Raw genomic sequence first — 8,599 nt, forward strand, 5'->3', positions numbered from 1 at the left:
CGGTTGCCCCTATTTCTTCTTTGGCTGATACATTGAAGAACCGCTTGCAAAGCCCTGAAATTACCGGGAACCTGGAGGGTGTTGATCTGGAAGATATTTCTCTGGGTATTGATACTATTAAACGCCGAAGCGAAGGCTTGCTTAAATTTACCGAAAGTTACCGCAGCCTTAACAAGATAACCAAACTTGATCTGAACAAGATATTGGTGCGTAATATGTTCGAGAACCTGGCCAGCCTGATGCGCCCAACGCTTGAGAAAAAGAATATTGAACTGGAGATTATTCTGCGCGACCCTGCATTGGGCATAGAAGCGGATATAAATCTTTTAGACCAGGTAATGATAAACCTGCTGGTGAATGCCATTGAAGCGGTTAAAGATAAGGACGAACCACGCATCACCCTATCGGCCGAAGTGCAAAACAACCGTACGCTTGTAAAAGTAATGGATAACGGCCTTGGTATGCCGCCCGAATTATTGGATAAAATATTTATCCCTTTCTTTAGTACCCGTAAAACAGGTAGCGGTATCGGCCTTAGTCTTTGTAAGCAGATAATGCTGCTGCATAAAGGAAATATTCAGGCACAATCTACAGAGGGCAAAGGCTCGGCGTTTATTTTACAGTTTACCAATAATTAATCACTATGATACACCAACTTAAGTTTGGGTTGTTACTTTTAGCAACAACATTATCCACACAAGTTTTCGGTCAAAACAAATCTGAAAAATATCTAAAGCCAGAACTGGTAGGGACATGGGAATTTTCAATACTGAAAGATCATGAGGGACATAAAATTGATACTATAATAACATCAATGGGCAAAGAATTAGTGGGTAATCCGATACGGATGTACCGTAGCGACGGTACCTACGCTATTAAATTCACTCCGCAAAATACAGATAATGGTCAATGGTATTTCGACAATAAAAACCAATCAATCATACAATTATTTTATTACAGCAAACCCTACAGTACCACTGCAAATTATCTTATATCATTAGGACACGCTAAAAAGGATGAGAATGGTGATTACTATGAAATAATTACTACTAAAGTCATCGAGCTAACCGAGAATAATTTAACAATTTTAGAACGGGAAGGACGACAGCGTACTTTTATCAGGAAGCAAAATTAAGGTTACATTTGACTATTGTTGACCTGAGCAAGTTGTACTAACAGTAGGCATCAATGCAATACAAAAACATATTCGCCATATCCGGCAGCCTGCGTGCAGGCTCATCAAATCATAATATCTTAAAACATATTGGCGGTTTGCTTCCTTTGGATGTAGCTTATCATATTTACGATGCACTGAGCTCCATCCCACCCTTTGACCCCGGGTTAGATAAAGATACGCCACCCGAACCTGTCAAAGCTCTAAGAAACGCCATTACTGCTGCAGATGCCATTATTATCTGCACCCCTGAATATGCCTTTGGTGTACCCGGTCAACTAAAAAATGCTTTAGACTGGCTGGTAAGCAGCAGTACTTTAGTAGATAAACCTGTAGTGCTTATAACAGCATCTTTAGGAGGAGAAACAGCTCATGCGGCCATGCAATTAATTTTAGGCGCACTATCCGCAAATATTGTAGACAGTCTGCTGATCCAGTTCATCCGTTCTAAAATGGATACGGATGGGAATGTAAAGGATGAAGGTACTATTGAAAGTTTAAAGCAAATAAAATATAAATTACATTCAATTAGTAACTAATTTAATTGGCGTAGCCGGTTTGTAAGGAATTGTGTAGCGTTCTTTACCAATTGTTTTAGTGATGATCTTCCCTGATTTAGCTATTAAGCTTTTTAATACTACCGAATCTACAATTGTAGGTCTTTTAAGCGAATCTGCAAATTCTTTATGTGTTACTTCATAAGAGGTTATTACATTTCCTTCAATTACAGAATACTTATCAAGCGGAATAATTGTTAAACTATCGCCTTGCTCAATTGGCCCTGGTTGCATACCTCCAAATAAATTAAAACCGTTTACGGGGTGATTATTTCCGTCTAACAATATCATGGTCAATGAGGTATAATCGTCTCACGTTATCATTACTAAAATTGGTTGTAATACCCCTATCTTGTCTTGCTTTGATATAAAATCGGCCTGCATATACTGTCCGATATAATTTACATCCTTTATATGAAATTCATTTAACAAAAAGGGGCAATGATCTTTTCTTTTTGCTGGCGTGTTAATGAAACAAAAACTACTTTATGTGTCGAATCAGCATATAACTTGTTCTCATCGCCATATTTGTGATTCTCCCACAAAGTATGCAAGTCTTGCAGATTTTTAAAGGCAAAGTTGTTATCAGTAAGAAAAGATGTATCATTTACTGGCACCGTAATTTTAGGTTTATCCTTGTCTGCTGGTTTAGGATTTGAACACGCAGATGTAAGAGCAATAAGCAGAAACAAATAAATTAAATTCCTCATGATATTTAAGTGAATAGGTAAATCTAAATTATCAATTTTATTTTGATGCGGCTCTGCCAATTTGGCAAACCGCAAGCTTTGGAACGGGCATTGATTAGGTGTATCCGTAAATCATTCAAATTTTCTAAACACATAAATACTATGCAAGAAAAAGGAACTATTTCGATACACACCGAAAACATTTTTCCCATAATTAAGAAGTTCTTATACTCTGATACCGAGATATTTCTGCGCGAATTGGTATCTAATTCGGTTGATGCTACACAAAAAATAAAACGTTTAGCTTCATTGGGTCAGTACAACGGCGACCTGGGCGACCTGCGTGTTGAAGTTGCCTTTGATGCAGACAAAAAGACCATCACCATATCTGATAATGGTTTGGGTATGACGGCCGAAGAAATAAAAAAATACATTAATCAGATAGCATTTTCGGGCGCTACCGAGTTTGTGGAGAAATTTAAGGAAGCTAAAGATGCCAACGAGATCATCGGTCGTTTTGGTTTAGGCTTTTACTCTGCATTTATGGTGGCCGATAAGGTTGAAATTGAAACTCTATCTTACCAGGATGGCGCAACGCCAGCTCATTGGATTTGCGATGGCAGCACTGAGTTTGAAATAAGCGAAGGCAGCCTGGAAGAACGCGGCACCGAAATCACCCTGCACATTAATGCAGAATCGGAAGAGTTTTTGAGCCAGAACCGTTTACAGGAAATACTGGATAAATACTGCAAATTCTTACCTGTGCCTATCAAATTTGGCACTACCACACAAGAGGAAGAAGATGGTGTTGATGAAGAAGGCAAACCAAAATACAAATCTATTGAGGTTGATAACATCATCAATGATACTAATCCTATCTGGACAAAAGCGCCAAATGAGCTCAAAGATGAGGATTATCTAAGATTCTATAAAGAACTGTATCCTTACTCTGAAGACCCATTATTCTGGATCCACCTTAATGTTGATTATCCGTTCAACCTTACCGGTGTATTATACTTCCCTAAACTGAAGAACGATTTTGAAGTTCAAAAAAACAAGATAAAATTATTCTCCCGCCAGGTATTTATTACCGAAGAGGTTAAAGATATTGTCCCTGAGTTTTTAATGCTGTTACATGGTATTATCGATTCACCGGATATCCCACTAAACGTATCACGTAGCTTTTTACAGGCCGATAGTAACGTTAAAAAGATAAACAGCTACATTACCAAGAAAGTAGCAGATAAGCTTGCCGAACTGTTTAAAAACGACCGCAAAGGCTTTGAAGAGAAATGGAACGACATTGGCCTGTTTGTAAAATACGGTATGGTGAGCGAAGATAAATTCTACGATAAGGCCAAAGATTTTGTTTTGGTAACTAACACCGCCAAAGAAAACTTTACCCTGCCTGAATACAAAGACAAGGTTGAAGCTGTGCAGACAGATAAAGATGGCCAGCTGATATACATTTATACCAACGACCCCGAGAAACAGGATTCATTTATCCAATCGGCCGGTAAAAAAGGTTACGATGTATTGGTGATGAACTCTCCTATCGATAATCACTTCATCAGTCAGTTAGAGCAGAAATTAGAGAAAACATCTTTAAAACGTGTTGATGCTGATGTTGCCGATAAACTTATTAAAAAAGATGACGCACCTGAGCATGTTTTAACTGAAGAGCAATCAACCAAAATTAAAGAGATCTTCGATAAGGCCATTAACAAACCTGCTTACAAAGTACAACTGGAAAGCCTTAACCCTGATGAGTTACCTGTTACGGTAACTATGGACGAGTTTATGCGCCGCATGAAAGATATGGCAGCCATGGGCGGCGGTATGGGTTTTTACGGCAACATGCCCGATAATTACAAGGTAATAGTGAATGGTAACCACAAACTGATTGGCAAGATCTTAGAAGGCGAAGATGAAACTGTACAGGCCCAGCTTGCCAAACAAGCGTTTGACCTGGCCTTATTATCGCAAGGTTTATTAACCGGTGCCGAACTAACCGAGTTTGTTAACCGCAGCGTTAGCCTGATATAAAAAGTACATTTAAATCATACAAAGCCATCCATTAAAACGGGTGGCTTTTTTTTTGAAAAATAATTTAATGTGCATTATGGAAACTCGCTTATAAATGCATCTTAAATAAAACAATCATGAATTATGCTCGCAAACAATTTTATTATCCAACGGCTTAACTTAGTTTAAGTGAAACAGCAAAGGCCGCCAATTGTATTACAATTATACTGCAAATACCTTCTTTCTAATTAAACTTATTGCCACACATAAAGTCTAACACAAGTATTACGTTATTATATATTAAACTATTAAAAATGAAAGCTTTAATAAAAATATTACTCGCTTTATTCATCGCGTTTTCCGCCATAGCTCCTACTACAGCGCAAACTAAAAAAAGTGAGAAAAAAGCCGCAAAAGCTGCTGCTATGAGACAGATGATAGAATCAAAAGATTTTACTTTTGAAGCAAACTATGCCTACCCATCGTATGGTATTCAACGCTATTTAACGCCGGGTTATGATCTGCGCGTTGCTAAAGATACTGTTGTATCATATTTGCCATTTATGGGTGTCGCCTATTCAAGTGCCGGATACAATAATAGTGATGACAACGGAATTAAATTCACGTCAACTAATTTCACTTATACATCTGAGGAGAAAAAGAATGGCATGTTCTATGTGGTGATAAGGCCAAAAGATGCAAAGAACGCCAGCCAGATGGCATTAACCATTTCACCTACCGGCAGTGCAGATCTATCGGTGTTGAGCACTAACCGTGAGCGGATGCGTTTTACTGGTGAGATTAAAGAAAAGCAAAAGAAATAAATCTAAAGTTTATGTTACGAATAGCTATTCCATCAACAACACTATCTGCTAAAGTTTTTGAGCAGGATACCCTTCCCACTCCGCCCAACGGAACGGAAACTGAGGTAAACGGTGAATTAATATTACTATTTGAGGATGAGGAAGAAGCTGTAGCATATTTGGATAAATTGGAAGATTATTCAACCGAACTGGATAACAAATCTCCCGAAAAACCGATAATAAACGCTTTAGTAAGCGCAATAAATAATGATGAATTTGTACAAGCTTATTTGAGATAAACTTGTACAAATTCATATCTGATATTAAACATTTAGGTTTTTACTAATATATTGAATGCTGCTGTTAATGCTTGCAAAGGCATCTTTCGGCATATCGTGTTCAACAAAAAAGCTGCGCATGCCGGCTGTAGAAGCCGCTGCGAATATGGGCTTAAAATCTATAGTACCACTACCTACAGGCAGTATATTCTCGTGGCTTGCATCCAGATCTTTCACATGCCATAACGGAAAACGGCCTGGGTTTTGTCTGAACAGATCAACAGGATCTTTACCCGCTTTAATAGCCCAGGCTAAATCCAGCTCCATTTTTACATGCGTAGGGTCTGTTTCTGATAACAGCATATCGTATGGTATCACACCTCCGCTGATTATCTTAAATTCCATATCATGATTATGGTAGGCAAACGTAAGCCCCGCCTTTGTAGCGGCCTCGCCGGTTGTATTTAATACCGCAATTGATGCCTTTAAATCGTCCATGTTCTCAGTTGGGGTATTGGCACAAACCAGGTATTTAACACCGCCTTCGGCTGCTTCATCTACCAGCTGCTGCATATTGTCTCTTAGGTTTCGCATTGGTGGCATTACCATTGGTTTACCATCGGGTGTGGTGGGCATTTTAGCACCTGCCGGCATTTTAAACGGCGCCCCCAGCACATGGTGCGATCTCCATGATAACCCAAGGTCATTAGCCAAAGCTTTAAACTGTTTTGGCTTGAGGCCATAATATCCGCCTTTTTTACTAAAAGCAGATTCTATTTCCTTGTAACCGGCTGCAGCAACTTTGGTTAAAGTTCCCTTAACATCATCGTCTATTACATTAAAAAATGTAAACAGCTGCACACCCACCGGATGTTTAATAATGTTAAGATATGATGCTGCCTTACCTGATAAAACCGAACTGCCAAGCACCAAAGTGCCCGTGCTTTGCAAAAATTTGCGCCTGTTAAAATTCATTACGTTTATAATTTAGTTTACTTGGTAAGTAAATCTAAATCAATTCTTTTAAACAAAAAAATTTATTGTGTCAAATCAACGCATTAAACAATTAATGATACAAACAGTTGGCAATCAATCCCGTCCATCCGGTTTGGTGTGCTGCTCCTAATCCCCTGCCGTTATCCCCGTCAAAATATTCATAGAACAGGATATGATCTTTAAAGTTAGGGTCGGTTTGCGTTTTTTCGTCCTGTCCGTTTATCGGTCTACTGCCATTTGCATCCGGCAGGAAAAGGTTTGATATCCGCCTGTAAATTTCGTTGGCAACCTCTTTCAGGTTCATCATATTACCGGAACCGGTTGGGCATTCTACCTTTAGATCGTCGCCATAGTACAGATAAAAATCGTTCAGGCTTTCTATAATGAGGTAGTTAATAGGCATCCAAACCGGGCCGCGCCAATTGCTATTGCCGCCAAACATATTGCTGTCGCTTTCGGCAGGAACATATTTTATACTGAACTGCGTTCCATTAATATTTGCGCTGAAAGGGCTATTAAGGTGATATTTTGATAATGATCGGATACCGTACTCGCTCAAAAATTCATTTTCATCCAGCATATATTTAAGGATCCCCTTCATACGATACCCGCGCAGCAGACTTATCAAATGTTTACCGCCGGCGCTTTTCTCATCCCAACGGGATACCAATGCGACTAGATCGGGGCGATTGGCCTTAAACCAATCCATACGAGCACGAAAGATAGGGTTATTCACGATATCCGCTTCGTTCAGCACTTCCGTAGCAAATAAAGGTATTAAACCCACAATACTGCGCACCTTCATTTTCTCTGCCGTTCCATCTGCCATACGCAACTGGTCGTAAAAAAAGCCATCTTCGTCATCCCATAAACCACTATTTCCCCCTTCACCCAAACTGGACATAGCCGCTGAAATATAAATAAAGTGCTCAAAAAACTTAGATGCTATATCGGCGTATGCTTTATTAGTAATGGCAAGTTCGGTAGCTATACGTAACAAGTTAAGCGAATACATGGCCATCCAACTGGTGCCATCAACCTGTTCCAGATGTGCCCCATTTGCAAAACGGGTATTGCGGTCAAAAACACCAATATTATCCAATCCTAAAAAGCCACCCTCAAATATATTATTGCCAACTTCATCTTTACGGTTCACCCACCAGGTAAAGTTGAGCATCAACTTATGGAAGATACGTTCCAGAAAAAACGCGTCTCCTTGACCTCCGTTTGCCTGTTTATCTAACTGGTAGATCTTCCAGGTAGCCATGGCAAGCACCGGCGGGTTGGCATCGCTAAAATCCCACTCATAGGCTGGCAATTGCCCGTTGGGGTGCATATACCAATCGCGTACTAAAAGGTTAAGCTGCCTTTTGGCAAAAGGCATATCAATAGCGGCCAGTGGGATACAATGAAAAGCAAGGTCCCAGGCGGCAAACCATGGATACTCCCATTTATCGGGCATGGAAATTATATCCTGACTATTAAAATGCTGCCATTTGCTGTTACGTTTATGTAAGCGTTCGGGCGAAGGGTTGGGCTCTGCCGGGTCGCCGCTTAACCATTGATGGATATTGTAATAATAAAACTGTTTGTTCCATAACATGCCTGCAAATGCCTGGCGTTGTATTTGAGCTTTCGCATCATCTCCGTTTGCGGGGCTAAGGTCTTTATAGAACCCATCTGCCTCTTGCTGGCGCGACGAAAATGCGGCATCAAAATCATTAAAAGCATTCCCGGCCCGGTCAGACAATCTTAATCTGATTGTGGTACTTTCTCCTGCAGGGATAGTAATATCGTAGTTAAACGCGGCCTTTGTGCCTGTATTTGCGGAGTTAACGGTATTAGCGCCGTATAAAACATAATCGTTTATGCCATCCTTATAATAAGACTTGCCATAGTCTACATTATTGAAACGTTTGGTGTTGGTTTCGTTATCGCAGAAAAGCATGACAGGCGTTCCTTCGGCTATTAAATACTTTTGTTCTAAATCCTTGTGCTTAATTCGTATGGTGTTGTTTGCATCTGCCGATAACTGCGGTTTATAATTATCATATCCCCAATCCCACGTATTGCGGAA

Annotated in this window: 10 protein-coding genes; 6 read left to right on the plus strand and 4 right to left on the minus strand. The window is 39.8% G+C overall.

Annotated elements, in window-relative coordinates:
• The 3 genes from JWQ85_RS04775 to JWQ85_RS04785 form a co-directional block, all read left to right on the plus strand.
• Window positions 1-638, plus strand: a 638-nt coding sequence (locus JWQ85_RS04775; protein ID WP_299464738.1) for a HAMP domain-containing sensor histidine kinase, incomplete at its 5' end; no start/stop codon positions are given.
• 5 nt (window positions 639-643) lie between these two features.
• Window positions 644-1,135, plus strand: a complete 492-nt coding sequence (locus JWQ85_RS04780) for a hypothetical protein (protein WP_299464741.1) — start codon at window positions 644-646, stop codon at window positions 1,133-1,135.
• A 53-nt stretch (window positions 1,136-1,188) separates the two neighbouring features.
• Window positions 1,189-1,713, plus strand: a complete 525-nt coding sequence (locus JWQ85_RS04785; RefSeq protein WP_299464744.1) for an NADPH-dependent FMN reductase — start codon at window positions 1,189-1,191, stop codon at window positions 1,711-1,713.
• On the opposite strand, the gene JWQ85_RS04790 is transcribed toward JWQ85_RS04785, so the two are convergent.
• Both JWQ85_RS04790 and JWQ85_RS04795 read right to left on the minus strand, forming a co-directional pair.
• Window positions 1,699-2,022, minus strand: coding sequence for a hypothetical protein (locus JWQ85_RS04790; protein ID WP_299464747.1), 324 nt, complete (start codon window positions 2,020-2,022; stop codon window positions 1,699-1,701). The two genes, JWQ85_RS04785 and JWQ85_RS04790, sit on opposite strands and share 15 nt — an antisense overlap.
• 134 nt (window positions 2,023-2,156) lie before the next feature.
• Complete coding sequence (locus JWQ85_RS04795; protein WP_299464750.1) at window positions 2,157-2,501, minus strand: hypothetical protein; 345 nt, start codon at window positions 2,499-2,501, stop codon at window positions 2,157-2,159.
• Between the two features lie 81 nt (window positions 2,502-2,582).
• Here JWQ85_RS04795 and htpG point away from each other — a divergent pair, with 81 nt between their 5' ends.
• The 3 genes from htpG to JWQ85_RS04810 all read left to right on the plus strand — a co-directional run bounded on the left by htpG (window position 2,583) and on the right by JWQ85_RS04810 (window position 5,547).
• Complete coding sequence (gene htpG / locus JWQ85_RS04800) at window positions 2,583-4,466, plus strand: molecular chaperone HtpG (protein ID WP_299464753.1); 1,884 nt, start codon at window positions 2,583-2,585, stop codon at window positions 4,464-4,466.
• 293 nt (window positions 4,467-4,759) lie between these two features.
• On the plus strand, window positions 4,760-5,269 hold the full coding sequence (locus tag JWQ85_RS04805; RefSeq protein ID WP_299464756.1) for a DUF4251 domain-containing protein: 510 nt from the start codon (window positions 4,760-4,762) through the stop codon (window positions 5,267-5,269).
• Between the two features lie 11 nt (window positions 5,270-5,280).
• Window positions 5,281-5,547, plus strand: a complete 267-nt coding sequence (locus tag JWQ85_RS04810; RefSeq protein ID WP_299464759.1) for a hypothetical protein — start codon at window positions 5,281-5,283, stop codon at window positions 5,545-5,547.
• Between the two features lie 24 nt (window positions 5,548-5,571).
• Here JWQ85_RS04810 and JWQ85_RS04815 read toward each other — a convergent pair whose 3' ends face one another.
• Window positions 5,572-6,501, minus strand: coding sequence for a sugar phosphate isomerase/epimerase (locus tag JWQ85_RS04815; RefSeq protein WP_299464762.1), 930 nt, complete (start codon window positions 6,499-6,501; stop codon window positions 5,572-5,574).
• Window positions 6,502-6,592: 91 nt separating this feature from the next.
• Window positions 6,593-8,599: glucosidase (locus JWQ85_RS04820; RefSeq protein ID WP_299464765.1), on the minus strand; the 2,007-nt coding region annotated here is incomplete at its 5' end.

It is taken from the genome of Mucilaginibacter sp. (assembly GCF_028288105.1).
Classification (GTDB): domain Bacteria; phylum Bacteroidota; class Bacteroidia; order Sphingobacteriales; family Sphingobacteriaceae; genus Mucilaginibacter.